Raw genomic sequence first — 23,699 nt, 5'->3', positions numbered from 1 at the left:
TGCCTGTCTCGGGGCACAGTTGTACGCCGAGATCGTGACACGGCTCTGACCTGCGGTCAAGCGGCCTTGCTCGGGCGCCTCTCGACGACGAGCGTGACAACGTCCTGCCAGGCGTACCAGGGTTGCCGCGGTGTACCGCCGGACCGAGTCAGCCGGCCGCGCCGGACCAGCTGGCGGACGGTGCCCAGTTCGACGCCGAGCAGCTGCGCGGTCTGGTGGGCGGTGAGGTGGCCGGGGCGGATGTTCTGCTGCTCCATGCCCCCATGATGCGGCAGTGGTGTCGCCTGCGGGGGCTCTCGGTGAGGCTGGTTGCGAGGCGGTCCGGGGGTCTCGCGTGAGGGCCCGAAACTCGAAACTTGCCAGCTCAGGTCCGATATCGGGGGCGAAACCGGTTTCGGGGTGGGGTGAAACCTCGGCCCCTTCCCGAAACCGGCTCGGCGGCCTCTACTCGCCGTCCTCGGCGGTCGGGAGATCGGTCCAGCGCAGGCCCTTGGCGCCTCCGCAGCAGTCGCGGATGGTGAGCTGCCGGGTGGAGACCTTGAAGGGCTTGAGAGCAGCGCTGAGCGCCGTGGACGATCCGGCGGCGTCCATCTCCGTCCACGGCTTGTAGAGATCCGGGCGGAACCGGGCGAGGGCCTCGACGAGGCGGTGGGAGTGCACTGCCTCGACTCCGTCCGGCCAGATGGCCCGCAGGTGATCGAGGATCGTCTCGACGTCCTGCTCCTCGACCTGGGCGCCAACGGACTGGCCGGACAGGGTGCCGGCGGCGATGCGCAGGGCGAGGGCGCGCTTCGCGATGTCCTCGGCTTCGGTCTGCTTGATGAACGCGGCGCGGACGGTGATGCCTTCGCGGCCGCGGGCGAGGATGCCGGTGCCCTGCTCGTCGATGCTGATGTCGGTGGCGCGCAGGCCTCGGTCGTAGGCGCCGGTGCCCAGGACGTTGTTGTTGGCCCGCCAGTCCATCACGGCGAGGCACAAACGGGTGCCAACGCTGCTGGAGACGGAGGACGGCAGGGACGGGGCGTCGGGGTTCTGGGTGAGCAGGATGAGGATGATGCCGTAGGCGCGCGCCTTCTTGATCAGGCGCGTGGCCAGGGCTGCGGCCTCTTCCTTGTAGTCGTCGTGGGTGAACAGCTCCTGGACCTCGTCGATGACGATGACGCGCGGGCCCAGGTTCTGCTCGGGGTACTTCTCGGCGAGCGCGCGGGTGACCTTGCGGCCCTCGGGCACCTCGGAAGCGGGCAGGGAGCGCACGAACGCGGCGCGGCGCTGGTACTCGGCGATACCGGAGCGCATCCCGCCCAGGGCGGCCTCCAGGTCCTCGTCTTCGTCGCCGGACACGTAGCGGTGGCAGATGGGCTTGACGGAGTCGAGGTCGCCGGAGCCCTTGAGTTCGTAGATCCACAGTTCGGCGGTGGGGTCGAGGGCGACGCCGAGGACGATGGCGAGCGCGCAGCTGGTCTTGCCGCTGCCGGGGATGCCTCCGACCAGCAGGTTGGAGTACATGAGGGTGATCTCGACGAGGTTGCCGCGCGGGTCGAATCCGTAGGGCAGCGGCTGGTAGACGTCGGCCTGGCCGTCCTTCATGAGCGGCCACAGCTTGCGGCCGGCCTTGGCGGGGTCGCGCTGGGCCACCCACAGCACGAGGCGGCCGGGGTGGGCGGTGCGGTCAGCCTCGGGCCACACGGTGCTGATGGGACGGCGCATGGCGGCGGCCAGGGCGGCGCGCTTCTCCAGCACGGCGGTGGCTTCGACGCCGGGCGGGAGGTCGACTTCGGCGCGCCAGCCGGGGCCGTCGCGCATGACCTCGGAGGCGAATTCGACGCCACGGCGGCCCTTCTTGCCCTCGATGCCGATGGCGGCGAGCGCGTCGAACACTTCGGTGGAGTCCAGGCGCCGCATGATGTTGGTGGCGACGTAGCGGGTGATGAGGGTCTTGTCGCCCTTCCTGCCGTTGAGACCGCACAGTGCGGCGGCGGCGATGGCTGCTGTAGCGGTCCAGCCGGGCACCAAGAACGCGCTGACGGTGGTGGTGATGCTGGTGACGGTGGCGACGGCGATGGAGGCGATACGGCGCGGGCGGACACGGCGGGAGTGTTCGCGTGAGAGGGCGAGCCAGGCCTCGATGTCGGCGGACGCGGCGGCCTTGGCCTCGACGGGCCGGGCGTCGGTGTCGGCGACCCACTTGCCCCAGCGGACCAGCAGGCGGCCGGCGCCGCGCGGTGCGCGCAGCAGCAGCCGGGCGAGGTAGACGGGCGTGCGCAGGGCGTGGAAGGCGGTGACGTGCGCGTAGTACGACACGGTCCAGCGGGTGGCGTCGATGAACTCGGCGGCGTTGCGCAGGAATGTAGGGACGACGGGCGGGGCCTCGGCGAGGTATGCCTGCTTCTCGGCGATCCACGTTCCAGCCTCGGCGGCCTGCTCGGGCGGGTCGACGGGCCGGGGCTCGGCGTTCTGGACGACGTCGATGATGGTCTCGGTCAGGGTGTCCGGGGCGTCCTTGTGGAGCTGGACCACGTTGTTCGTCATGCTGGGGGCTTCCTGCCTCTTGCTGGGGTACGGAGGCCCGGGGCGGCCGGTCGCTTGGCCGTGGACGGCCGCCCCGGGGTGTAGCTACTTGCCCTTGGCGATGCGCTTACGGGCCCGTTCGTAGACGGCGGCGACCTTGCGGTCGATGTCGGGCTGATGCTCGATGCCGGCGGTGGCGCGGCGTACACCGCGGGCCTCGGCGCGGATGACTGCGGCCTTCTCGCTGAGCGTCAGGTCGCTGAACTTGATGTCTCCTGCCACTGCTGCTCCTTCTTGGTGCGTTGACTGTCGGTCAGTCGAGGAGTTCGTCTTCGGTGATGCCGCCGGGGATGCGGTGGGCGGTGGCGCCCTCGCTGGTGACGATCACGGTGGTGACCTCGTCGGGACCGGTGCGCTCGGTGGTGACGAAGCCGCCTTCGTTGCTGTCCGGCATGGGGTGCTCCTCTCGGGCGGGCCGGGCTGTTCCGGCCCCACCGCTCCCCCACGGGCGGGCCGTGGGGGACGGAAGGGCAGGTCAGCGGGGCGGACGACGCAGGACGCGGTTGAGGACGCGGCAGGGGCGGCAGTCGGGGCCGTGGTCGTGCTCGCCGCGCAGGTGGATGAGCGTTGCGGTCCCAGTGATCACGATGGCGAGGCAGATCAGGGCGTACAGGAAGTCGAGGATGTACACGGGTGTCTCCCGAGTGACTTGAAGGGGGAGCTGGAAGGGCGGGTCAGCGGCCCTTGCGCTGCATGTCGCGCCACATGTCCCGCAGGACGAGCACGACGATCGCGGCGACGCCGCCGAGGATGGCCAGCGCGATGGACGCGAACGCCAGGCCGACCGAGCCGATGCACACCGCGCAGGCGATGCCGAGCCACTCGCCCGTGCTGCGGCGCTGCTTGTGGTGGTGGCAGGGCTGCGGTGCCTGCTGCTGGGCCGCGGCGGCCTTGGCCAGTTCGACGGCCGCGAGGGCGATCTGTACGGCCGCCGTGTCCACCGCAGCCTCGCGGGCGGCGGCCTCGGCCTTCTCCAGGGCGTCGCTCATCACGCGTAGCCCCCGTTCCCCTCGTCGCGCTTCACCGGCACCTGCGGCGGCTGCTGGGGCTTCTTCGCGGCCCTCGACAGGGCGGTGCGCACGTAGGCCTCGTCCACGACCAGGCGCCGGTGCTGGGCGATGTGCTCGACGATGGCCTTGGGCTTCGGGTCCGGCCCGAGGACTGATGCGGCCTCCTCGACGGCGCCCTGGAGATTCACGGGCGGCAGGGCGTTGACCTGCTGATGCGCGGGCGCATCATGCCGATGCACCTCGTACTCCGGGGGGCGCTGCCCGAGAACCAGGGCGACCGCGACCGGGTCGACGGGCACGCCGTAAGTGCCGAGCAGCACGGCGAGTTCGGCCGGGGGCGCATCAGGTCGCGCATCGTGAGCCAGGCGGATCGCATCCGCTGGGTCCATTTCGGCGAACCGGGCCCGGAGCACCTCCGTGGCGGAGGCGGGTCGAGGCTGGGCGGGCGCCTCCTCGGCGGCCGCGGTGACGGCCTGGCCGTACATGTCGGCGAGGGCCGCATCGGCTCCGTTGCGGACGCGGACGCGTTGGACGTCGACCAGGCCGGCGCCCAGCTCGGTGTCACCTACGCCTACGTGCTTGGCCAGGCTCCAGTACCGGCGAACGGCGATCCGGCGCTTCCACGCACCGGGGTGGCTCTTGGCGACGGAGCGTTGGAAGGCGAGTTGCCGGGCGGCGTCGGCGTTGCGGCGCATCACCTCGGCGTCCACGCCGGTGCGGTAGACGACGATGCTGCGGGCGATGAACCCGAGGCCCTCGGCCGAGCCGCTCATGGCGAGCGGGGTAACTGCGTACACGGCGGCCTCGCGGGCATTGCTGGCGATCGTGACGCCGATGCAGCTGGCGGACGCCGGGGCGAGCCACATGCCGACGCGGACGACGGCGGGCGAGGCCTGGCCGAGCATGGTCCTGCCCAGCATCACCATGGCGAGGATCAGGGTGAGGCCCTCGCCCGCGGCGACGACGCCGGCGGCGGTGGCCTGCCGGTGGAACTCGGAGACGGCGTTGCTGTAGGTGCCCCAGCCTCCGAAGCCACCGACGGCGACCATGAGGACGGAGGCCGCGCCGAGGACGACGACCTGGCCCCGGGTGAGTTCGCGGGCGTTCACCGGCGCTCACCCCGCTCGGCGTCCTTGCGGCGCAGTTCGGCGCGAGCGGCGGCCAGCCGCCGGGCGGGGCTGAGCAGCTCGTGTCCCGGAACGTACCGACGGCAGCACTTCTCGTGCAGCCCCTGCGATCGAGCGCACGTGCACGGCAACTTCGAGCGCAGAACGATCAGGGCTGCATGCAGGGCCAGCGCTCGATCGTCGTCCAGCTCCACAGTCAGCGCGTGTTCCAGCTCGTTCGCCGCAGTGGTGATTGCCGTGGGCCGGTCCGCGGATGCGGAGGCGGCCGGTGCCGCGTCCAGCGCGGTGACGAGCTGGCGCAGCGCGAAGTCGAGTTCGACGGCCGCGGTGAGCATCTGCCCGTCGGCGTGGATGTTCTTGGGCGCGCAGCGGTCGAGGGCCTCGCGGGCCATACGCAGGGAGAGGTCGACGCTGTGCACGTCCGGTGCCGTGTTGGTGCTCGGGTCGAACAGCGGGTCGTAGGGGGTGCTCACTGGTCCTCACCGCCGCGGCGGTTCTCGGCGTGGCTGCGCTGCTCGGGGCGGGTGCGCGGGCCGTCGACCCAGGCGAACGGGTGGGTGCTGTCGGCGGCCTTGAAGACGCGGATCGCGGCGCCGTCGGGGGCGTCGAGGGCGTCGGGCAGGGGGTAGACACGCCCGCCGTCGAGGGACGCGAGGAGGCGCGCGCCGTGGTGCTCGCATCCGTTCGCGCCCGAGTTCTGCGCGTCGAGGATGGTGACGACGACCGGGCCAGTGCACGGGGTGGGGTCCTCGGGGTGTGCGGCCGGGCAACGAAGCGCGGGCGGCTCGGCGCCGAGGGCACGCAGCAGGAGGCGGAGGGCTTCGCGGAGGGAGAGGACGCTGTCGCTGTCGAGCAGCTGCTGGGCGACGCGGAGGGCGACGTCGAGGTCGCTGGGCTCGGACACCGGGACGGTGCCGGAGGCCGCGGCGTAGGACGGGGCCAGGTTCGGGGTGACTCGCTGGGCCTTGCCCTTGGCGTAGTCCTCGTCGCAGAGACGGTGCAGGGCCGCAATGCGGGCGGCCTTGGGGGAACTTGCGGTCGCGTCGAGACGCGCGAAATGATCGGTCATGCCGACTCCTGCTCAGATCAGGTGTTCGGTGGAAGGGCCGGGCAGTGCGCGCGCCGGGGGCTGCAACCCCCGAGCTGCTGCCCGGCCTTTCGTTCGCTCCCCAATGTCCCACTGCCTGAACAATTTGTCCAGGCTGTTGGACACTTCAGGTGCGCATCACCCCGCATCAGCAGGTTGGAAGTGCTTCAGCATCAGGTAGTCCTCGGGCCCATACCCGGTCCCGCACCACCGGCACTTCAGCCGTGTCTCGCCCGGCATGCGGGAGATCGCCGCCCCGCACACCACGCCCTCGCCGACCAACGCGACGCAGTAGCCGATCCGCTGCGGCCGCGGTTCCGGGTCGCCGACGATCGAGCGGACCTGGCTGTTCAGCTCGGCTACCTCGCGGGCGAGATCGCCGGCCGCCGGGTACTGCGCGACGATCCAGTCCAGCTCTTGGGCAAGCCATCGGCAGTCGGCGTCCAGCCGGGCGGGCGGCGTGGCTCCGCGGTGGGGCCAGCGCAGCCGCCGGACGTCCGCCCGCCACGAGTGAATCACCTCGGTTGCGCGGGTCCAGTTCACCGTGTCGAGGACGTCCTCGTTGACCGGCGAGCGGGGGCCGGCCGCACTCTTGGTGGCCACGATGTCGCCCCAGCCGGTGCGGCGGGGCACGAGACATTCGCCGACCTCGGCGTACAGGGCGGGGAGTTCTTGCAGCCGCGCGGCCAGCTGCTCCCGGTGCCGGTTGCACAGGTAGCCGCTGGCCGCGTTGCCGCACAGTTCGCAGGTCACGGGGTGCTGTTCTCCTTGGGCTCTGCGAGGGCCTTGCGCAGCTCGACGGCTGCGCCGCCGTAGGCGCGAAGGATGGCCCACCTGCGGGCGAGCCGATCGGCACGCTTGATGGCGGCCTCCGCCTTCTCGGCGCGGGCTTTCCACTCGTCACCGCGGCGCCAGCCACGGTTCGCGTTCTCGTACAGCTCGTCCAGGGCGTCGTCGGTGATGCTGTCGGCGGTGTAGCGCTTCGCGGTCACGCGGCCTGGTCCTTCCTGGTGCAGTTGGGCAGGTCGTCGTGCTCGGTGCCGCAGCTGGTCCACCAGCGCTCGCAGCAGCCGTCTTCCAGGTCGTTCCGCGCCTGGCTCGCCCAGGTGCGGAGGCGGGCGGCCCGTTCGGCGCGCACTGCGGCGGCGCGGCGTTCGTCGGCGGCGACATACTCGCGGGCGAGGGCGACGATGAGCAGCAGCGAGACGCCGAACAGGCCGGCGGCGTACCACCAGGCGTCATTGCGGGCGCTGGTGACGGAACAGCGGGCGGTGAGCAGCGCAGCGAGTAGGTACGCCCAGCCGAGGACGCGGGTTGATCGGGTCACAGGTACCTCCCAGTGAGGGGCACGGTGGTGATGCTGTGGCGCTGGCGGGCGGTGAGGCCCTGGCCCCACAGGTCCGCGCCCCAGCGAGGGCGGGGGAGTTCGCAGCGGCAGGTGCCGGAGGCGGCGAGGAAGTGGCCGCGGGGGCAACGGGATCGAGCCGTCACGAGATCCTCGCTTCGGTCGCGAACTCGATGACGATCTCCTCGTCACGGACGTGGAAGCGGAGCGCGTCGTCGTGCAGAGACCTCTCATCGGGGATCTCGAAGTGATCCCGATAGGCCCGTTCGGCGACGGCCCACGCCTTTCCGATCTCGGCGGCCGCGGCGCCCCACGGTTCGGCGGCTGGGACAACCCAGCGGCGGACGGTGTGGGTGACGGTCTCGGTGGTGAAGTCGGCCATGGGTTCCTCCGTGGTGTGATGGGTGGAGGTCCGGGCCTGTTAAGGGCAGGCCCGGACCGCTACGCAGCGGGAAGGATCAGCTGGCCCAGGACGCGGCCGACGCGGTCCTGGTCGATGAGGTCGGCGACGTCGCCGGCCGTTGCGGCCCGCGGCACCGTGATACCGAGGCGCCTGCACAGGCCCATCTGCTTCGGGCTCGGCTTTCCGGCCCTCCAGCGGGCCTGCCGGGAGACGAACGCGCCGGGGGCCAGGACACGGGCCTGCTGCTCCAGCCACGCCAGGGCCTCGGGCAGCGGCCGCGCCGTGTCATCCCTGGGCGGGTGTACGCCGTCCGCCTCGGTCCAGCGGCGCATCCGGTACAGCCGGGTGCCGGGGTCGCGGACCAGGAACAGAAACATGGCGGACGTCAGACGGATGAACCAGGTGCCGTCCTCGGTGCGCAGCCACCTGATCGCCGAGGCGCCGAACAGGTTGAACTCCTCGGCCTCGATGTGCGCGACCAGCGTGCGGCGCTTCTCGGCGGCCACGGCCTCCTCGGCGACCTGGCGCAGGGACTTGCCCTCCTCGGCCTGGCCGATCTCCCGCGCGGTCAGGTCGACCATGCTGGCCAGCTTGTGCCGGGTCGAGGCGCCCATGACGTCGAGCAGCAGGGCGTCCGACTTCCCGGGCGCCGGGCGCAGGCCTCGGCCGACCATCTGGACGTACAGGCCCGGGCTCTTGGTCGGGCGGGCGACCACGATGCAGCTGGTATGCGGGGCGTCGAATCCCTCGGTGAGCACCATGCAGTTGGTGAGCACCTGGACGTCCCCGGCCTCGTACCGGGCGAGGGTGGCCCGCCGGTCGTCGCGGCCCATGTCGCCCCACACCGGGGCCGCCGAGATGCCGGCCGCGCGCATCGCCTCCGCGGCGGCCTGGGCGGTCGCCACGGTCGGGGTGAAGACGACGCCGGGTCGGTCGGCGGCGTGGTCGACGTAGGCCTTGGCGATGGCGTCGAGGGCGCCGGAGTCCTCGAGGGCCTGGCCCAGCTGTCCCTCGACCAGGTCCCCGTTCCGGGTCTTCACCTTGTCCAGGTCGAGGCTGTCGACCGTGATGCGCTTGCCCCGGACGTCGCACAGGTAGCCGTCGCCGATCATGTCGAGGATGTCCAGGGTGTAGACGACGTCTTCCCAGACCTCGGCCAGGCCGCCGTCGGTGCGCGTCATGGTGGCGGTGAATCCGGCGACAGGGACGCCGCGCCAGGCGCCGAAGTGGTCCAGCACCTCCATGTAGGTGCGGGCGGCGGCGTGGTGGCACTCGTCCACGATCACCAGGCCGACGTCGCGGATGGCCTCCCTGCGCTTCGGCACGGCCAGGGTCTGGACGCTGGCCACGATCACGTCCACGTCGTGGTGCTCGTCGCGCTCGGCCTTGACGATGCCGACGCGCAGCGAGGGGTCGACGGCGCGCAGCTTGGCGGCGGCCTGTTCCAGCAGTTCCTCGCGGTGCGCGATGACGAGGGCGCGGCGGCCGTTGAGTCCGTCGAGCTGCTGGTGGACCAGGTTGGCGATGATCACGGTCTTGCCGGCGCCGGTGGGGAGGACGACAGCGAGCCGGTTGTGGGGTCCGGCCCAGCCGTCGATCAGGGCATGGATCGCCTCGGCTTGGTACGGGCGAGGGGTGAAGGCCTCGGGCATGGAGTCACCTCGAATCAGTTGCTGGCGGTATGCAGGGAGTGCAGGGACCTTGCGGGAGTCCTGCGGGGACTTCCGCAGTGGTCCGGTGTGGCGCTGATCTGGGGTTTTGCAGGGACGCAGGGACTTGCAGGGACTTAGGCCAAGGCCTGCATGTCGGAGAGCTTCAGAACTGCCGTCAGACGACGTGCGCTATACGGGGTGCGCGATACGGATGGGACGCGCGCGCTATACGAGGTATGGCGGCAACCCCCCGCAAGTCCCCGCCTCCCCGCGTACTCGCAGGTCAGGCACCGTGCAGGGACCTGCGAGAGTCCCCGCAGCACTCCCTGCACGGTCCCTGCAGTCCCTGCATCGGGCCGGGTGCCGGTCACGGCTCGTGCCGTCCGGTGCCGCGGTCGGCGTGGACCTCGACGCGCCACAGGTTCTGTCGCTTGTGGCTGTCGTAGACCATGACGACCTTGTGCGTGCCGAAGTACCGACCGGCTCGGGCCTTCAGCCACATGCCCAGCTGGTTCGCGCTGGGCGGCTCGTCGCCCTTGCGCGGGACATGGTTGGGAAGGCCTTTGATGACGGCCCCGGCCTGGACGGGTTCGGCGCCGTAGGTCTCGCGCCACATCTCCAGGAGGGCCGTCCACTCCTGTTCCTCGTCGTCCTGTGTGCGCGCTTCGTTCTGGTCGGCCATCCATCCCTCGACGCCGAGGTAGTCGAGCAGGCCGGCCACCATGGAGGCCCACTCGCTGTAGTCGCCTTTGCGGACGCGGACGATGGGGGCTCCGGCGGAGACCCAGGCGCGGACCAGGGTGACGAGTGCGGCGACCAGCGTGGAGGAGTTGCTGCGCAGCCACGGCCGCAGGTCGCCGACGGTGAAGCCGTCGCGCTGGTCCGGGTCGGGACAGTCGGGGTCCAGGCGGACCCAGAACACGCGCCGCTTGTTGTCGCCACCGGTACGCAGGGCGTTCCCGGTGACCAGCCATAGGCGGTCGTTGGGCATGGTCACCTTGCCGGTGGCGCCCAGGATGCGGTCGCCCCAGACCTCGTCTGTGAGCAGCGCGGACAGCACCGGGCTCTTGAGGACGTAGCCGTTGGGCAGGTTGTCGAACACGACGACGGGCTGGCCGGTGCCGTACAGCTGCGTCGTGATGCTCTTGCGCAGTTCGGTGTCGTTCTCGGGCCAGGCCGTGCTGGCGATGCCGTAGCAGTGCCGGAAGATGTCTTTCAGCAGGGACTTGCCAGATCCGGCGGCGGTCGCCGTCAGCACGAACATCGGCGTGGCGCCGTGGAAGTACGGGCGGATGATCGGGGTGAGCAGGGCCCCCAGGAAGTGCGCCCGGTCGCTGGCCGCCACCCAGGGGAAGTCCTTCAGGACCTGGTCCAGGACGATGGCCTTGGCCCGGGCCAGGCTGTCCTGGGTCACCTGCGGCTGGAGGCGGCGCAGCTTCACGCGCGGCTCCAGGTACAGGCCGGTCGTGCGGTCGTAGCCGAGGCTGTCCAGCAGGCTGCCGTCCGGCCGGATCACCGGCGAGGTGACGATGCCGCGCAGCACGGGAAGCGGCCACTGCTTGCGCCCCAGGATGGTCGAGCAGGACTTGGGCATGAGCAGTTCCCGTTCCTCCACGATCTCCTCGGCGGTTCGCTTCACGACGAACGTGGCGACGTGGTCGGCGAGGTACGCGCGCAGGTTGTCCGTGCCCAGCTGCTGCACCACGGGGTCGTCGTTGTCGTCGCGGTAGACCCAGCACGGGCCGCCCGCCCGGGTGTAGAGGTCGGGCAGCTGGCCGGTGCGCATCAGCTCCAGGACGCCGTCGATGGCGTCGGCCTCGTTGGTGATGTCCAACTCGGGCTTGGCGGGTACGGCGCGCAGCTGCGGGCCGCCCTGGAACTCCTCCTGTGCGTCCGGAGCGTGGCTGGCGTCCAGCGCGGCCGAGCCGTCGCTGAAGTGCTCCGCCTGGGCAGGCACGGCGCTGAGTCGGCGGCGGGGCGTCGGCGTGCCGTAGCCCTGTCGGCGCAGGGCGGACGCGGAGGCCTTGTAGTCGCCGCCGTGCTCCAGCAGCGTGTAGGCGCCGAACTTGGAGTACGGCGTATCGGCCTGGAACTCCGAGCCGGTGGCGAACACCCACAGGCGGTCCTTCTCCGGGTCGCGGCCGGTGGTGGCCTTCACGCCGCCCACGCCGTCCGCCCACCCCCAGTAGGTGGTGTGACCGCGCGTGATGATGGGCCGGAAGACGCCGCGGAGGATGTCCGCCCAGTCGGCTCGGGACTCGTAGTCCTCGCCGGGGCGCAGGCCGCCGTCGGGCAGCGGTTCCTGCGGCCGGGGCGCGGTCTTCGGCGCCTCGGGCGTGGGCATCTGGTCGACCATCCGGCAGACGTCCCTGATCGCACCCATGGTGTCGCCGTCGAGGACGGGGATGCTCGCGGGTGATCCGGCGATGCGGAGGTACGGCCGGCCGGAGGCGTGCACGGCGCCGCCGGACGGTTCGACCAGGCCGTACCCGCCTTCTCCGCGCGTCTCGACGAGGACGCGGATGATCTTTGTGCCGGGTTTCTCGGCGACGCGCTGCCGTTCCTCGGGGGTGTACTCGTCTTCGCCTGCCAGCCGCTGGGCCAGCTTGCGGTTCGGAGGAACGGTGGAGCCCTCCAGGCGGACGCGGAAGTGCCGGCCACCGGAGGGGGACTCGGTCACCCAGCCGTTGAGGATGGCGGACCAGGGTTCGCCCAGGCCCGACGCCTCCATGATCTCGGTGACCTCGTCCAGCAGGCCCTCTCGGACGGCCAGGCCCTCGAACTCGAGCATCTCGACGTTGCCGGACACCTCGCCGTAGACCACGGCGATGCCGCGGGGGCGGCCGCCGGTGAACCACGCGTCGTGTTCGTCCGGCGTGCTGCGGTGGACCTTGTAGGGGGTCCACTTCAGGGCGGGCGCCTTGGTGCCGTCCGCCTTGATGGGGAGGACGCACAGGCCAGCGTCGTGCATCTCGCGGGCGGTCGCCCGGAGGTCTGGTGCGGTCTGTGGGTCGGTCAACGGGTGCTCCCGTGGTGCTGGGCAAGGTGCCGGGTCTTGATGCCGTCGATGAAGGCCTTCAGGCCGCCGACCCCGATGGGACGGCCCTCGACGTCGCCGGGGTCGCGGTCGGTGCTGTAGACCGGGCCTTCCAGGCGGTGCGGGCAGTCGGGGCGCAGGCACTCGTAGCGGGCTCGCTGGCTGTCGAGGTCTACGAACAGGGCGCCCTCGATGCGCTGCTGGGGCGGGCGCCCGGCGAGGGGCCGGGCGCCCGTTGCGGTGCTGGTCAACGCGCGGCCTCGGTGGTCACTCGGGCGTGCCAGCTGTCGAGGTCCTCGACGTCTCCGGCGGCGACGGAGGCCTGGAAGGAATCGGCCAGCTGCTGCTCGTCTGCGCGCTCGTCGATGGCGGCGCGCAGCTGGCGGAGGGTGTCGGCGGGTCGTTGCCCGCGCGGGACCACAGCGAGGGCGCTGCCGTTGAACTCCCAGAAGACGAGCGTCTCGGTCAGGTCGCCGGACTCGACGGCCTCGGCCGAGGACTCGGCCAGGCGGAGGCCGTGCGCGGCGGTCAGCACCCGCAGTTCCTCGCGGGCGAAGTTGTCCAGGACGCGGTCGAACACGGCGTCCGGGTCACCGGTCTGCCTGATGAGGTCGGCGACGGCGTCGAGGCACGCGGCCACGTCGGCGTCGACGTCCCGCTTGGCGGCCTCGATGTCGGCGAGGGCGCGGACCACTGCCGGGCTGTGGGCCGCCGAGGCGGGCTCCGGCTTTGCCTCGATCAGCGCGGCCATGATCCGGTCGACGTGCCCCTCGATGCGGGTGTCGTCGGCCTGGGTGGCCTTGGGGTTGGGGGCGGCGGTCGTCATGCCGTCACCTCCGGCCGGCGCAGCAGGGAGCGCAGGGCCGACAGACGTTCGCCGAGGTCCTGGCCGAGGGGGAAGACGACTATCTTCTGCCGGTCGGTCTGGACGTAGAACGCCATGAACTTGCTGCGGATGGACTCGGCGAGGGTCGCGGTGTCGAACTCTTCGACGACCAGGCCGTGCTCGGAGACGAGGGCCTGGATGGTCGCCCGCACGTCGGTCTCGACGGGGTTGCCGGACTGGTCCGCGCTGGGCTCCACGAACACGGCCGTGGGAAGCTGCTGCATGAGCTGCTCCGTTTCTACTGACTGATGGGTGCGGGCTGCTCAATAGGCGCCCCCGGCTGGACCCCGGGGGCGTCGCTGTTGGTGGCCGCTGGTGCCGACTGGACCTCGGCAGCAGCGGGTTCGGGGAGGCGGAGGAAGGCCAGCAGGTCGGTCTTGCGCACGCGCTTGGCGCGGCCGAACTGGAAGACCTCGATGGGGAACTGGTCGTCCTTGATGAGGCCGTAGCCGGTGCCCTCGCTGATGTTGAGGGCGCGGAACGCCTCCTTGACGGGCGGCATCGCGGGCAGGTCCAGGACCTGCTCGGGGGTCAGCGGCTTCAGGCGGGCAGTCACACGGCCTCCCGCTGGACTCGGAGCGGGACGACCGCGCGGCCCGCCCGCTCCATCGGTATGAACAGCACCAAGAGGTCGACGCCGAGGGCGGCGGCGATGGCCTTGGCCTTGTCCTCGGGAACGGTGCGCTGGGCGCCGGACATGAGGGCGCCGATGGTCCCGTTGGCCACGCCGGCGGCGGCGGCCAGTTCGCGGCTGGTGATGGACTCACCTGTGCCGGTGCGCTCCATGAGCGTCTTCAAGCGGTCGCCGCTGACGACCGCGTACATCGTGGGTGGAACTTCGCTCACGTTCACCTCGCTGGACAACTTGTCCCATGGATAGGACAGCGATGAACGGAGCATCACACACGTTGAACGGTTTGTCCAGCGTGTGTGACAGCGTGTGGGGAGTGTAAGTAATCGGTCAATGACTCACTGCGACCTGGCGGGATCGTCCAACGTGCTGAACAATCCGTTCAGTGGGTGAGATGAGCCCACCGACTGACCTGCCCGTACGTCTAAATAGGCGGCGCAGACGCTGAACGCAACGTACGGAACCTCTGACCAAGGAATGGCAGGATGTACCCTATGGCGCCCACTGGATCGGACCCGCGCGAAGCCACGCGCAGCCCTGAACAGCGAACTCAGCTTGCGGACCTCATTCGTAGCCGCCGCGCGGAACTCAACGTGGGGCTGAAGGCATTTGCCGAGAAGGCGGTAGACCCGGTTACGGGGACCCGAGTGACTCGGGGGTGGGTGTACCGACTGGAGCAGGGAGAACCGGTCACGCCACCCGTTTATGAAGAACTCTGCGCACTCGCTGAGGCCTGTGAACTGCCGGTGGAGACGTTGCAGGACGCCGCCGGCAGTCAGTTCCACGGCGTGGATCCGCTCGTGAGTGGCTCCACCGAGGCCAAGGCCTACGTGCACAAACTGGATCGGATCCCGCCAGACCAGCGAGAGCGGTTGCTGCGTCTCATCGACACACTGGTGCCGCCGGGCGGGGAAGGCGAATGATTTCAGCCCTCCCCTTCACATCACTTTAAGTAGCCGTTCGCTGCGGCCCGTAGACCACTGTGACCTATGGTGCGATCATGTGCAGACGCCTTTGGAGGGAAGGGCGCTGGTCCCAGTCGAATTTCGAACGCATGAGCGGGAGATGGGGGAGACTGCATGGAGTCACCGCGCCGCCCACGAGTCTGGTACTTCTTCAGCGAGGACTTGCCTGATGGCGAGATTCTTGTGCCCATCACGTCTGAGTACGGGCTGGCGTTCGCCGTACGCCCCAACAGCGGGATGGATCAGCTGATGCTGGACCAGCTCAACAAGACGACAGAGTTTGTTCTGGGCGTTGGGCTTGGCATCCTCAACGTGGGGGACGAGGACAAGCCCGACGTTGGGGACGAGCCTGACGTGGGGGACGAGGACGAGCCCCCCGAGCGAGAGGAGTAACCCCCATGCCGTCAGCGCGCCGGGCAGGAAGCGTCTACCGACGATGCGAGTGCCGGGGCCCCGACGGCAAGCTGCTGAGCAACGCATGCCCGCAGCTGAAGAAGAAGAACCACGGTTCCGTGGCACTCCGCCAAGAGTTGCCGCCGGACGAGAACGGCAAGCGTCGGACTTTCCGGCGCACCGGGTACAAGCAAGTCACGGAGGCCCAGGGCGACCTCTCCCGCCTTCAGGCCATCCTTGACCTTCCCGGGGACGATCCAGCCGAGCAGCTGCGCGTGGGAGATCTGCTCGCCGACATCTCCCGGCGCCGCGCAGACATCCCCCAGGCCGACGAGGTGAAAAGGCGCCTCGGCGTGGGCGTGCCACTCGACGGCAAGACCACCGTGGGCGAATGGCTGGACCGCTGGATGGCCGGCAAGGAGATCCGGCGCACGACGACCAACGGGTACGCCAGCCACATTCGGGCCCACTTGAAGCCCCACATTGGGCACTACCGCCTCGACCGACTCAACGTCGGCCACCTCCAGGCCATGTTCGGGGCCATCGCCGACGAGTCGGACGTGATCCATGCCGAGAACCAGGCACGGCGCGAACAGGTGCAGCGGGCCAAGTGGGGCAAGCCTGGCCGGCCACCCGTGAAGGAACGCGAGCGCCTTGCCGCCGAGCGGGCGAAGCTGGCCGAGATGAAGCCGTTCCGCAAGACGAACACCCCAGCGACTCGGCACGCGATCCGCCGCACTCTCCGCGCGGCGTTGAACGCGGCCATCGCTCAGCAGATGATCACCTTCAACCCGGCCTCGCACGTTGAACTGGGTCCCGGCGCACGCCCCAAGGGCCTGCTGTGGACGGATGAGCGGGTCCGGCGCTGGCAGGAAACCGGCGAGAAGCCGGGGCCGGTCATGGTGTGGACGCCCGAGCAGCTCGGAGCGTTCCTCGACGAGGCGGAAGGGACGCGGCTGTACTCGCTGTTCCATACGGTTGCCCACCACGGCCTGCGTCGTGGCGAGGGCGTAGGCGCCGAGTGGGACAACGCCCGCCTGGACGCGCGGCCGCCCAGGATCGACGTCCTGACCGAGATCGTGGTGGACGGCTGGACCCCGATCCAGACGGCTCCCAAGACGGACAGTTCGATGGCGTCCGTGATGATCGACCGCGAGACCGTGACCGTGCTGAAGGAACGTCGCGCGCAGCAGCTGGCGGAGCGGGACGCCTGGAACGGCCGGGCTGCCGAGCGCAGGGCCCGGGGCGAGAAGGCCTACGACTGGATCGACACGGGCAAGATCTGGACGGCTGAGGACGGATCCTGGCTGCATCCCGACGAGGTCAGCAAGGAGTTTCACCGGATCCGTGAGCGGGCCGGACTTCCCCCCATCAACTTGCGCGACCTCCGGCACGGAGCGGCCGCGCTGGTGAAGGCCGGCGGCGGCGACCTGCACGACGCCAAGAAGAAGTTGCGCCACTCCACCATCGTGCTCACCAGCGACACCTACATGGAGCTGTTCGAGGAGTACGAGGAAGAACTGACGGAGAAGGCGGCGGCCGCCGTGCCGAGGGCCCGCCGGAAGCGCGACGCGGCCCCTGCCCCGGGCGCTGTACCGGAGCAGGGGCCACCGAGTGCGTCGCAGCCAGCAGACGCGGAAATGGACGTCTCCAACGGTACGGGCCAGCACTGACATTGGGGAGTGCTGGACGTAGAATCGAGGGACAGGCAAAGGGCCTCTGACCTGCGGGTCGGGGGCCCTTCTTGCTGGCCCCGTGCTGGCCCGAACGCCATGCAGCGCGGTGGGGTGAGGTGGGGTGAGGTGGGGTGAACGACTCGCAAGACATGCAGCCGCACGGCCGTTGACCTGCACTCCTTGGGGTTCGGTGGGGTGAACGGGGGAACGCCAATCCTGACGAGAGTTGGCCCCAGCAGTGAGCCTGTGGACTTTTAATCCATTGGTTGTGGGTTCGAGTCCCACAGGGCCTACCGGAGGCGGGTCGGGGAAACAGCCCCTGACCTGCTGTACGGCGCCCGGGTCGGCTTCGGCCGACCCGGGCGCCGTCTCGTTTCCGGGACCGTGTGTGAAGCCGGTCGGAAAGCCTGACGGAGAGTCCGGCGCCGTAGGACAATGCCGTCATGACGGGGAACGGCACCACGCTGTACGCCACGATCACCGAACTCGCGGGCAGAATCCTGCCGTTGGACGGCAGACAGCCGGATCCCCAGGTGCTCCAGGCGTTCGCCGGCGCCCTTCGGGCCCGGCCCGGCGGCCCCGACCAGCTGCACGCCACCTCCGCGGCGCTGCGTGCTGCCCTCGACAAGCAGTCCGCCACCGAGCGGCGCAGGCTGCTGGCGCTCCTGGACACGGTGATGACCGGGATGTTCGAGCAGAGCGGCCACCCGGAGGACCTCGTCGCCGCCCTCGACCTGAGCCGGGAGGCCGTCGCTTCGACGGACGGCCTGCTGCGTGACGGGGTCTCTCCCGCCGTCCTCGCCTGGCTCCGGTACTCGGGCACACTGCTCCGCGACACCCGGCTGGGCCGCGCGGAGCTGGGCAGGCTCATTCCCCTTCTGGTGCACGGCATCCGTGTATGCGAGCGGCTAGGACTGGCCGACGGGCAGGACCTGCTGCTCACAGAGGTCGCCTTGGTGCTCCAGGCGTGGAACGGACGTCCGGGCGAGGTGACGTCGGCCGAGGTGGACGCGGTCGTCGGGCCGCTCATGGAGCTGCCGATGCCGCCCGACGGCGAGCCCCTCACCCAGGCCCTGCTGTCCGCGCTCGGCGCGCTGCACATGAAGCGGTTCCACCGGTCGGGCCTGCGCGAACACGCCGACCTGGCGGTGGACACGTACACCAGGCTCGTGGCGCAGGCCCGGCCCACTGCCTCGCTGTCCCTGATCCTGGGCGACATGCTCTACGCCAGGTACGACCGGTTCCGGGACCGCGCCGACCTGGACCGGTCGGTGGAGGTGCTCCGATCGGGACTGGGACCGGACGTGAACCCGGGCGAGGAGCCGGGGGCGCGGGAAGCCGTCCAGCTCTCCCTGGCCGAGGCGTTGTTCGAACGCGCGGCGCTGGATCTCTCCGAGGACGACTGGCGCCGGGCGGACTCGGCGTTCCAGGCGGCCATGTCGGCCGACACCAGCGTGCAGGGGCATACCACCGGCGCGTCGGGCGCGCGGGCGAGGGCGGAGGCGGCCTTCGCCGCGAGCGTGGACCGTACCGCGCCGGACGCCGAGCAGCGGATGCGGCGTGTCCACCGGCTGATCAACGGGGCCGACGCGGACGACAGCGGGGAGGTGGCCGGGGCCGGGGAGGACGACGTGTCCGACTGGCTGGCGTGGCGGCTCGTCGACCGTTTCCACGCGACCGGGACGGCGGCCGATCACCGGCACGCCGTGGCGGCCGTCCGAAAGGCGGCGGAGTCGGTGACGGGCGAGGCGGCGGAGCAGATCCGCACCGCCCTGGCCGACCTTCTGCTGGCGGGCTACGAGGCGACCGGCTCCCGCTCGGACATCGACGAGTGCGTCGGTCTGCTCCGCGAGCTGCTGTCCGCCGAGCTTGCGGACTCGGACGAGGGGCGCGAAGAGCGCGCCCGGCTGCTCTCGCAGCTGTCCGGCGCCTTGGCCTACCGCTTCGAACACGCCGGTGACCAGGCGGATCTCGACAACTCGATCGCCGCCATGCGCGAGTCCGTCGCCCTGACCCCCACGAGCGGTTCCGCCGCGACCGCCCGTGCCCAGCGGCTGGGCAACCTGACGAGCAAGCTCATGTTCCGTGCCGAGCTGCTCGGTTCCCTGACCGATGTCGACGAGGCGGTCACGGCGGGGACCGAAGCCGTCCGTCTTTTCGGGGTCTTCGCGGATCAGGTGACGCTGCCTCTCCTGCTGAGCAATCTCGGGGGTGCGCACCGCCGCCGCTACCAGATGCGGGGCGACGAGGCCGATCTGGACGCCGCGCTGGACGCCCTGCGGCGCATGCTCGATCTGAGCGCCAAGGGCACACCCGAACACGTACGGGCGATGAGCAACCTCGGTTCCTGTCTGCTGATCGCCGACGCCGCCGGGCGGGAGGGGCTCGACGAGGGGATCACCCTGATCCGTGCGGCGCTGGACGGGACCCCGTCCAGCCACCCCCAGCACCACTTCTCCCGGAGCGTCAACCTCGCCAACGCACTGCTGCTCCGCTGGTACCGCAGGCACAGTCGGCCCGATCTGGACGAGGCCGTCGCCCTGCTGCGCGCCCGGCTGGCGGCCGAGGAGGGTGACGCCGCCAGGCGCCGGCGGGCGGACAGCATGTTCCTCCTGGCGGGGGCGCTCAGCAGTCTGTACGAGGAGACCTCGGACGCCGGAGCGGCACGGGAGGCCGCCCTGCTGCACGCCGACTGCGCCCGGTCCCCTTTCGCCCCCGCCGCCCAGCGGATCCGGGCGGCGTCCCAGTGGGCCGACCTCAGCGAGAGGCAAGGGGACGTGGACGGGCCGGACGGCGCGCTGGCCGCCTGGTCCCTCGCGGTCGGACTCCTGCCCGTGGTCAGCTGGCGGGGGCTGGGCCGGTCGGATCAGGAGTCGCAGCTCTCCGAGTGGACGGGCACGGCGTCGGCCGCCGCGGCGTGCGCCCTGGACGCCGGGCGGCCGCAGCTGGCGGTGGAGCTCTTGGAACAGGGCCGTTCGGTGCTGTGGACGCAGTTGCAGCAGTCGCGTGTCGAGGCCGGTGCCCTGAGCCGGCTGGCCTCCGGGCTCACCGCCGAGCTGCGTCAGGTGGGCGCGGCTCTGGAAGAAGCCGCCGCGTCCGCGGAGACGTCGTCGGACCGTCTCGTCGCGCTGGGGCGCCGCTGGGACGCCCTGGTGGAACGGGTCGGGGCCGAGCTGGGTGACGACAGCCCCTTCGCGCCGCTCCCCTATGAGACGCTCGCGCGAGCCGCTGCCGGGGGGCCGGTGGTACTGGTCAACGTCACGCCTCGGCGCAGCGACGCGATCGTCGTGTTCCCGCCGCCCGTGGCGCCGCTCGTCGTCCCGTTGCCCGGCCTGGACCTGGCCGAGACGGGGCGCCGGGCGGTCGACTTCCTGAGGGCGGTCCACGACCAGGGCGCCACGGAGCCGCAGGGCCATGTGGCCCTGCAGATGACTATGGCGACCACGCTGGAATGGCTGTGGGAGGCCGTCGCGAAGCCGGTGTTCGACCGGCTCGGTCTGATCGACGACGGAAGCGGGGTGCCCGGCAAGCGGATCTGGTGGTGCCCGACCGGGGCGCTCACCCTGCTGCCACTGCACGCCGCCGGACTCGTGGGAGGCGCCGATGGCACATGGCGGCGCGTCATCCCCTCGTACACCCCTACGCTGCGGGCGCTGGTGCGCACCTACCAGGGCGGGACGGACGCGGAACCGGCGGTCCTCGGCCGGGACGGAGGGCGGCTGCTGACGGTGGCGGTGCCGGACTCGCCGGGCCAGCCGCCGCTGCCTCACGTGGTGTCGGAGGCGGCCGGGATCGCGCCGCGCTTCCCCGGGCTGGCGCATACGGCGCTGGTCGACGCGCAGGCCACCCGCGACCGGGTGCGGCGCGAGCTGGCCGGCTGTTCGTGGGCGCACTTCGCCTGCCACGGCAGGCAGGATCCGACTCAGGCGTCCGACAGCGCGGTGCTGCTGCACGACGGCGCGCTGACGGTGCTCGACATGGCCCGGACCCGCCCGGCCGGGGCGGAGCTGGCGTATGTGTCGGCGTGCCGTACGGCGGCCAGCAGCGTGCTGCTGATGGACGAGGCCCAGCATCTGGCGGCCGGGCTCCAGATGGCCGGATTCCGGCACGTGGTCGGTACCCTCTGGGCGGTCGGCGACCGTTCGGCAGCGGTCACCGCGGGCCGCTTCTACGATGTCCTGCGGGACGGCGGCTCCCCCGCGGCCGCCACCGCCGCCGCCGTGGAACGGCTGCGCCTCGACCACCCGTTGGAGCCGTCGGTGTGGGCGGGTTACGTCCATTTCGGCCCTTGAGGAGAGTGCGGTCATGCCCGATCCGGGGAAGTTCTTCGCGCTGCTGGTCGATCCTGAGGACGCCGCGCCCGCGCCGGTACGGCTGGAGTTGACGCCCGGCACTTCGCCGGACACCGCCGCCGCGGTCCTGACGACGGTGTTCCGCGCGGATCCGGGACTGGAGCGCGTCACGGTGACCGTGGGCGGGAATCCGCTCGGCGTCTCGCGCCGCGAGCGGTTCGCCGGGAAGCACCCCGACACGGCGTCGCGGGAGTTCGGCGGTGGTGATCACGCGACGCTTCCGGGCCCGCCACAGCGGTTCACCCTGCTGCGGTTCACGTGCCGCGACTGTGAACTGGCCGCCCTGCGGGTGCATGCCGACTGGCAGCCTCCGTCCTGCCCGGACCACGGCCCCATGGAACTGGTGCGATGAGTCCGGAGAGGCTGGGCAGAGGCGCCGCCGAGGTGTTCACCGGGCGGTTCTTCCTGGTCAGCTATCTTCCGACGCTCGCGCTGAGCCTCTTCGTCCTGGTCCTCGTCCGGGCGGGCGCACCCGGGGAACGCATCGACTTCGGCCTGGCCTGGCGCACCACCGCGCGGCTGAACGCCGGGGAACTCACCCTGCTCGTGCTGGCGGTGACGCTGGCCGCGCTGGTCTCCCACCCGCTGCAACTGCCCCTGGTCCGGCTGATGGAGGGTTTCTGGCCGGCTGTCCTGCGGCCGGTGAGCGAGCGCTGTGTCCGACGGCAGGCGCGGCGGCGCAGCCGGCTGGAAGCCGACGCGAACCGACTGGACGAGTCGATGACCGACGCCGAACTCCAGGCGGCCGGCGCCGCGGGGACCCGGCTGCGGCAGCTCTTCCCGCCTGCCGACCGGCTGTTGCCCACCGCGTTGGGCAATGCCCTGGCCGCGACGGAACACCGTGCGGGCGCCGGGTACGGCTGGGACGCGGTCGTGGCCTGGCCGCGGCTGTACCCGCTGCTCGGTGAGACGCTGCGGGCCGTCGTCGACGACCGGCGCAACACGCTGGACGCGGCGGCCCGGCTCTGTGCGTCGGCCTTCATGGCAGGGGCCGCGGCGACAGCCCTGCTGAGCCGCTCCGGCTGGTGGCTGCTGCTGGCGCTCGGGCCCCTGGCCCTGTCATGGATCTGCTACCGCCAGGCGGTGGGCGCGACGTTGCGGTTCGGTGAGGCCGTGGAGAGCGCCTTCGACCTTCACCGGTTCGACCTGCTGCGGGCGTTGCACCTGCCGTTGCCCGCCGGACGGTCCCAGGAACGCGTCCAGGCCCAGGAGGTGTGCGCGTACTGGCGGCAGGGGATGCCCGTCGCGTTCGCATACGAGCACGGCGTCGAGGACCGCACGGGGACGACGTCCGACGGCGTCACCTGAACCGTCCGCTCCCGGCCGGCAACGCTCGTGATCAATACACCTAGGGTCTGTCGTTTGGATCAGGTCGCAGGGAAGCGACTGTTCTGCTCGGTGCCAGACCCCGCGTCTGCGGCGTGATCCAAACGACAGGTCCTAGCCCGTCGCCAGCATCCCCGACCGCAGCCGTGCCACCGTCCGGGAGATCAGCCGGGAGACGTGCATCTGGGAGATGCCGAGTTGCTTGCCGATCTCCGCCTGGGTGAGTTCCTCCACGAAACGGAGGTGGAGGATGAGGCGCTGGCGCTCGTCGAGTTCGGCGACCAGGGGGGCCAGCGCGTGGAAGTCCTCGACGAGTTCGAGGGCCGGGTCCACCTCGCCGATGAACTCGGACAGCGTGGTGTCGCTCTCCTCCGAGTCGCCGGTGATCGCGGCGTCCAGGGACGAGGACAGATAGCCGTTCGCCGCGACCTGGGCCTCGACGACCTCCTCCTCCGAGAGGTTCATCAGCGCCGCCAGCTCCGTGACCTTCGGCGCGCGGCCGAGGCGGGAGGCCAGTTCCTCGGTGGCCTTGGCGAGTTCGGTACGGGCCTCCTGAAGGCGGCGCGGCACGTGCACGGCCCAGGACGTGTCGCGGAAGAACCGCTTGATCTCGCCGATGATGTACGGCACCGCGAAGCTGGTGAACTGGACCTCGCGGGAGACCTCGAACCGGTCGATGGCCTTGATCAGCCCGATGACACCGACCTGGACGACGTCCTCCATCGCCTGGCCGCTCGCACGGAACCGGCGGGCCGCGAACCGCACCAGCGACATGTTCATCTCGATGAGCGTGTTGCGCGCGTACTGGTGTTCGGGCGTGCCCTCCTCCAGCACGGCGAGCCGTTCGAGGAACTGGCCGGTCAGCTCGCGCGCGTCCTGCGGGGCGAGCTTCTGCGGCTCGGCGATCTGCGGCAGCTCTTCACCGGTGTCGGTGCCGGAATCCGTCGTCGTGCCGATGCGCGTTGTCGCCGTCACGGGCCCTCCCTCGTCGTTCCGGCCCGCTCCCGTCCCCCGACAGGCCACCTCCAGCCCGCTACCCGCAGTCGCCCGGCTCATGCCCCGCCTCCTCCCCGTCGAGACGTTGACCACAGACGGCGCAGGTCGGGGCGGTGACGGGGTACCCGCACGAACGGCTCACGGTACGGGCAGGAGGGTGGGGCGGTGCGGCGCGCAGGAGTTGGTGACGGGACTCGCGGAGCGGACAGTTGTCGTTCGACAACGATAGTCGTGAGACAACAAGC

28 protein-coding genes are annotated in these 23,699 nt (G+C 70.9%); 6 read left to right on the top strand and 22 right to left on the bottom strand.

Annotated elements, in window-relative coordinates; genetic code table 11:
* Positions 1 to 56 precede the first annotated feature (56 nt).
* The 21 genes from ACIBNA_RS07940 to ACIBNA_RS07840 all read right to left on the bottom strand — a co-directional run bounded on the left by ACIBNA_RS07940 (position 57) and on the right by ACIBNA_RS07840 (position 13,961).
* The gene (locus tag ACIBNA_RS07940; RefSeq protein ID WP_399164394.1) at positions 57 to 257 is read right to left on the bottom strand and encodes a hypothetical protein; all 201 of its coding nucleotides are present in this window, start codon (positions 255 to 257) and stop codon (positions 57 to 59) included.
* A gap of 187 nt (positions 258 to 444) precedes the next feature.
* The gene (locus tag ACIBNA_RS07935) at positions 445 to 2,529 is read right to left on the bottom strand and encodes an FtsK/SpoIIIE domain-containing protein (protein WP_399164393.1); all 2,085 of its coding nucleotides are present in this window, start codon (positions 2,527 to 2,529) and stop codon (positions 445 to 447) included.
* A gap of 84 nt (positions 2,530 to 2,613) precedes the next feature.
* Entirely contained in the window at positions 2,614 to 2,790 is a 177-nt protein-coding gene (locus ACIBNA_RS07930; RefSeq protein ID WP_399164392.1) for a DUF6257 family protein, read from the bottom strand.
* Between the two features lie 31 nt (positions 2,791 to 2,821).
* Positions 2,822 to 2,962, bottom strand: coding sequence for a hypothetical protein (locus ACIBNA_RS07925; RefSeq protein ID WP_399164391.1), 141 nt, complete (start codon positions 2,960 to 2,962; stop codon positions 2,822 to 2,824).
* A gap of 81 nt (positions 2,963 to 3,043) precedes the next feature.
* Entirely contained in the window at positions 3,044 to 3,199 is a 156-nt protein-coding gene (locus ACIBNA_RS07920; protein WP_399164390.1) for a hypothetical protein, read from the bottom strand.
* A 43-nt stretch (positions 3,200 to 3,242) separates the two neighbouring features.
* Positions 3,243 to 3,557: a hypothetical protein gene (locus ACIBNA_RS07915; protein ID WP_399164389.1), complete on the bottom strand. Its 315-nt coding sequence runs from the start codon at positions 3,555 to 3,557 to the stop codon at positions 3,243 to 3,245.
* Positions 3,557 to 4,687 carry a conjugal transfer protein gene (locus ACIBNA_RS07910; RefSeq protein ID WP_399164388.1) on the bottom strand — a complete coding sequence of 377 codons (1,131 nt, stop codon included), beginning with the start codon at positions 4,685 to 4,687 and terminating at the stop codon, positions 3,557 to 3,559. Before ACIBNA_RS07910 ends, ACIBNA_RS07915 begins: the two co-directional genes overlap by 1 nt.
* On the bottom strand, positions 4,684 to 5,178 hold the full coding sequence (locus ACIBNA_RS07905; protein ID WP_399164387.1) for a hypothetical protein: 495 nt from the start codon (positions 5,176 to 5,178) through the stop codon (positions 4,684 to 4,686). Before ACIBNA_RS07905 ends, ACIBNA_RS07910 begins: the two co-directional genes overlap by 4 nt.
* A complete protein-coding gene (locus ACIBNA_RS07900) occupies positions 5,175 to 5,774 on the bottom strand; it encodes a hypothetical protein (RefSeq protein WP_399164386.1) in 600 nt (199 codons plus the stop codon). Before ACIBNA_RS07900 ends, ACIBNA_RS07905 begins: the two co-directional genes overlap by 4 nt.
* A gap of 156 nt (positions 5,775 to 5,930) precedes the next feature.
* Positions 5,931 to 6,545, bottom strand: coding sequence for a hypothetical protein (locus tag ACIBNA_RS07895; protein WP_399164385.1), 615 nt, complete (start codon positions 6,543 to 6,545; stop codon positions 5,931 to 5,933).
* Positions 6,542 to 6,784: a hypothetical protein gene (locus ACIBNA_RS07890; RefSeq protein ID WP_399164384.1), complete on the bottom strand. Its 243-nt coding sequence runs from the start codon at positions 6,782 to 6,784 to the stop codon at positions 6,542 to 6,544. The genes ACIBNA_RS07895 and ACIBNA_RS07890 overlap by 4 nt, the downstream gene beginning before the upstream one ends.
* A complete protein-coding gene (locus ACIBNA_RS07885; RefSeq protein ID WP_399164383.1) occupies positions 6,781 to 7,119 on the bottom strand; it encodes a hypothetical protein in 339 nt (112 codons plus the stop codon). The genes ACIBNA_RS07890 and ACIBNA_RS07885 overlap by 4 nt, the downstream gene beginning before the upstream one ends.
* A complete protein-coding gene (locus ACIBNA_RS07880) occupies positions 7,116 to 7,283 on the bottom strand; it encodes a hypothetical protein (RefSeq protein ID WP_399164382.1) in 168 nt (55 codons plus the stop codon). Before ACIBNA_RS07880 ends, ACIBNA_RS07885 begins: the two co-directional genes overlap by 4 nt.
* Positions 7,280 to 7,519: a hypothetical protein gene (locus ACIBNA_RS07875; RefSeq protein WP_399164381.1), complete on the bottom strand. Its 240-nt coding sequence runs from the start codon at positions 7,517 to 7,519 to the stop codon at positions 7,280 to 7,282. Before ACIBNA_RS07875 ends, ACIBNA_RS07880 begins: the two co-directional genes overlap by 4 nt.
* 59 nt (positions 7,520 to 7,578) lie before the next feature.
* On the bottom strand, positions 7,579 to 9,192 hold the full coding sequence (locus ACIBNA_RS07870; RefSeq protein WP_399164380.1) for a DEAD/DEAH box helicase: 1,614 nt from the start codon (positions 9,190 to 9,192) through the stop codon (positions 7,579 to 7,581).
* 367 nt (positions 9,193 to 9,559) lie between these two features.
* Complete coding sequence (locus ACIBNA_RS07865; protein WP_399164379.1) at positions 9,560 to 12,211, bottom strand: bifunctional DNA primase/polymerase; 2,652 nt, start codon at positions 12,209 to 12,211, stop codon at positions 9,560 to 9,562.
* Positions 12,208 to 12,480, bottom strand: coding sequence for a hypothetical protein (locus tag ACIBNA_RS07860; RefSeq protein WP_399164378.1), 273 nt, complete (start codon positions 12,478 to 12,480; stop codon positions 12,208 to 12,210). The genes ACIBNA_RS07865 and ACIBNA_RS07860 overlap by 4 nt, the downstream gene beginning before the upstream one ends.
* Complete coding sequence (locus tag ACIBNA_RS07855; protein WP_399164377.1) at positions 12,477 to 13,055, bottom strand: hypothetical protein; 579 nt, start codon at positions 13,053 to 13,055, stop codon at positions 12,477 to 12,479. The genes ACIBNA_RS07860 and ACIBNA_RS07855 overlap by 4 nt, the downstream gene beginning before the upstream one ends.
* Positions 13,052 to 13,339, bottom strand: coding sequence for a hypothetical protein (locus tag ACIBNA_RS07850; protein WP_399164376.1), 288 nt, complete (start codon positions 13,337 to 13,339; stop codon positions 13,052 to 13,054). Before ACIBNA_RS07850 ends, ACIBNA_RS07855 begins: the two co-directional genes overlap by 4 nt.
* 14 nt (positions 13,340 to 13,353) lie before the next feature.
* Positions 13,354 to 13,671: a helix-turn-helix domain-containing protein gene (locus tag ACIBNA_RS07845; protein ID WP_399164375.1), complete on the bottom strand. Its 318-nt coding sequence runs from the start codon at positions 13,669 to 13,671 to the stop codon at positions 13,354 to 13,356.
* On the bottom strand, positions 13,668 to 13,961 hold the full coding sequence (locus ACIBNA_RS07840; RefSeq protein ID WP_399164374.1) for a helix-turn-helix domain-containing protein: 294 nt from the start codon (positions 13,959 to 13,961) through the stop codon (positions 13,668 to 13,670). Before ACIBNA_RS07840 ends, ACIBNA_RS07845 begins: the two co-directional genes overlap by 4 nt.
* Positions 13,962 to 14,240: 279 nt before the next feature.
* Between ACIBNA_RS07840 and ACIBNA_RS07835 the strand changes: the two genes are divergently transcribed.
* The 6 genes from ACIBNA_RS07835 (at position 14,241) to ACIBNA_RS07810 (ending at position 22,440) form a co-directional block, all read left to right on the top strand.
* The gene (locus ACIBNA_RS07835) at positions 14,241 to 14,669 is read left to right on the top strand and encodes a helix-turn-helix domain-containing protein (protein ID WP_399164373.1); all 429 of its coding nucleotides are present in this window, start codon (positions 14,241 to 14,243) and stop codon (positions 14,667 to 14,669) included.
* 156 nt (positions 14,670 to 14,825) lie between these two features.
* Positions 14,826 to 15,104, top strand: coding sequence for a hypothetical protein (locus ACIBNA_RS07830; protein WP_399164372.1), 279 nt, complete (start codon positions 14,826 to 14,828; stop codon positions 15,102 to 15,104).
* Between the two features lie 5 nt (positions 15,105 to 15,109).
* Positions 15,110 to 16,777: a tyrosine recombinase XerC gene (xerC, locus tag ACIBNA_RS07825; RefSeq protein WP_399164371.1), complete on the top strand. Its 1,668-nt coding sequence runs from the start codon at positions 15,110 to 15,112 to the stop codon at positions 16,775 to 16,777.
* 446 nt (positions 16,778 to 17,223) lie between these two features.
* Positions 17,224 to 21,072 carry a CHAT domain-containing protein gene (locus tag ACIBNA_RS07820; protein WP_399164370.1) on the top strand — a complete coding sequence of 1,283 codons (3,849 nt, stop codon included), beginning with the start codon at positions 17,224 to 17,226 and terminating at the stop codon, positions 21,070 to 21,072.
* Positions 21,073 to 21,085: 13 nt separating this feature from the next.
* Positions 21,086 to 21,484 carry a hypothetical protein gene (locus tag ACIBNA_RS07815; RefSeq protein ID WP_399164369.1) on the top strand — a complete coding sequence of 133 codons (399 nt, stop codon included), beginning with the start codon at positions 21,086 to 21,088 and terminating at the stop codon, positions 21,482 to 21,484.
* Positions 21,481 to 22,440, top strand: coding sequence for a hypothetical protein (locus tag ACIBNA_RS07810; RefSeq protein WP_399164368.1), 960 nt, complete (start codon positions 21,481 to 21,483; stop codon positions 22,438 to 22,440). The genes ACIBNA_RS07815 and ACIBNA_RS07810 overlap by 4 nt, the downstream gene beginning before the upstream one ends.
* A 132-nt stretch (positions 22,441 to 22,572) precedes the next feature.
* Here ACIBNA_RS07810 and ACIBNA_RS07805 read toward each other — a convergent pair whose 3' ends face one another.
* A complete protein-coding gene (locus ACIBNA_RS07805) occupies positions 22,573 to 23,433 on the bottom strand; it encodes an RNA polymerase sigma factor SigF (RefSeq protein WP_399164367.1) in 861 nt (286 codons plus the stop codon).
* Positions 23,434 to 23,699: the final 266 nt, after the last annotated feature.

This window comes from Streptomyces sp. NPDC050164 (assembly GCF_044459945.1).
Lineage (GTDB): Bacteria > Actinomycetota > Actinomycetes > Streptomycetales > Streptomycetaceae > Streptomyces > Streptomyces coeruleorubidus_A.
This window is presented reverse-complemented; position numbering and strand designations above follow the sequence as displayed.

Coding starts and splice junctions, on each gene's coding strand:
- ACIBNA_RS07940 (WP_399164394.1), bottom strand. CDS start 257: ATGGAGCAGCAGAACATCCGCCCCGGCCACCTCACCGCCCACCAGACC.
- ACIBNA_RS07935 (WP_399164393.1), bottom strand. CDS start 2,529: ATGACGAACAACGTGGTCCAGCTCCACAAGGACGCCCCGGACACCCTG.
- ACIBNA_RS07925 (WP_399164391.1), bottom strand. CDS start 2,962: ATGCCGGACAGCAACGAAGGCGGCTTCGTCACCACCGAGCGCACCGGT.
- ACIBNA_RS07915 (WP_399164389.1), bottom strand. CDS start 3,557: ATGAGCGACGCCCTGGAGAAGGCCGAGGCCGCCGCCCGCGAGGCTGCG.
- ACIBNA_RS07900 (WP_399164386.1), bottom strand. CDS start 5,774: ATGACCGATCATTTCGCGCGTCTCGACGCGACCGCAAGTTCCCCCAAG.
- ACIBNA_RS07875 (WP_399164381.1), bottom strand. CDS start 7,519: ATGGCCGACTTCACCACCGAGACCGTCACCCACACCGTCCGCCGCTGG.
- ACIBNA_RS07870 (WP_399164380.1), bottom strand. CDS start 9,192: ATGCCCGAGGCCTTCACCCCTCGCCCGTACCAAGCCGAGGCGATCCAT.
- ACIBNA_RS07855 (WP_399164377.1), bottom strand. CDS start 13,055: ATGACGACCGCCGCCCCCAACCCCAAGGCCACCCAGGCCGACGACACC.
- ACIBNA_RS07850 (WP_399164376.1), bottom strand. CDS start 13,339: ATGCAGCAGCTTCCCACGGCCGTGTTCGTGGAGCCCAGCGCGGACCAG.
- ACIBNA_RS07835 (WP_399164373.1), top strand. CDS start 14,241: ATGGCGCCCACTGGATCGGACCCGCGCGAAGCCACGCGCAGCCCTGAA.
- ACIBNA_RS07830 (WP_399164372.1), top strand. CDS start 14,826: ATGGAGTCACCGCGCCGCCCACGAGTCTGGTACTTCTTCAGCGAGGAC.
- xerC (WP_399164371.1), top strand. CDS start 15,110: ATGCCGTCAGCGCGCCGGGCAGGAAGCGTCTACCGACGATGCGAGTGC.
- ACIBNA_RS07820 (WP_399164370.1), top strand. CDS start 17,224: ATGACGGGGAACGGCACCACGCTGTACGCCACGATCACCGAACTCGCG.
- ACIBNA_RS07815 (WP_399164369.1), top strand. CDS start 21,086: ATGCCCGATCCGGGGAAGTTCTTCGCGCTGCTGGTCGATCCTGAGGAC.
- ACIBNA_RS07810 (WP_399164368.1), top strand. CDS start 21,481: ATGAGTCCGGAGAGGCTGGGCAGAGGCGCCGCCGAGGTGTTCACCGGG.